We start from the raw sequence: 588 nt of genomic DNA, 5'->3' as shown, positions 1-588 counted from the left end.
AAGAACAAGAACATGACACCCACCCATGGCAATGCCGCTTTTACAACATTCATCATCGACATTCTTGCCACCCCAGCCGTTACAAACAGGTTCAACCCGACTGGTGGCGTTATCATGCCGATTTCCATGTTCACTACCATCATGATACCGAGGTGAATTGGGTCGATGCCCAGCGCAATGGCAATTGGGAACACCAAAGGAGCAACGATGATCAATAAGCCCGAAGGCTCCATAAACTGACCACCGATCAGGAGCAATAAGTTCACAACTATCAAGAACGTAATTGGTCCAAGACCAGCAGACAGCATCGATTCCGTGATCATCTGAGGGATACGTTCTTCAGTCAGTACGTGTTTTAAGATCAGTGCATTAGCAATGATAAACAGCAGCCTGATGGTAAGCTTGCCCGCTTCATACAAGGTATGCTTAGTGTCTTCATGCACAAAGGTCTGAATCACTTTGACAATCGCTGGTTTGGTGTTTTGCTTATCAGCGAATGGTCCCATGTCTTTATATATAAAGTTCGCGATAAAGAATGAGTACACCGCCGCAACTGCCGCAGCCTCTGTTGGTGTGAAAATACCGCCA

General features: G+C 46.4%; 1 protein-coding gene. It reads right to left on the bottom strand.

The window, feature by feature from the left end; translation table 11 throughout:
• Nucleotides 1–588 (bottom strand): TRAP transporter large permease subunit (locus R7E78_RS28595; protein ID WP_318058944.1); only part of this gene is annotated, 588 nt, incomplete at both ends.

It is taken from the genome of Vibrio sp. YT-19(2023) (genome assembly GCF_033337395.1).
The sequence above is the reverse complement of the archived record's forward strand: the minus strand, read 5'-3'. Positions and strand labels throughout refer to the sequence as shown.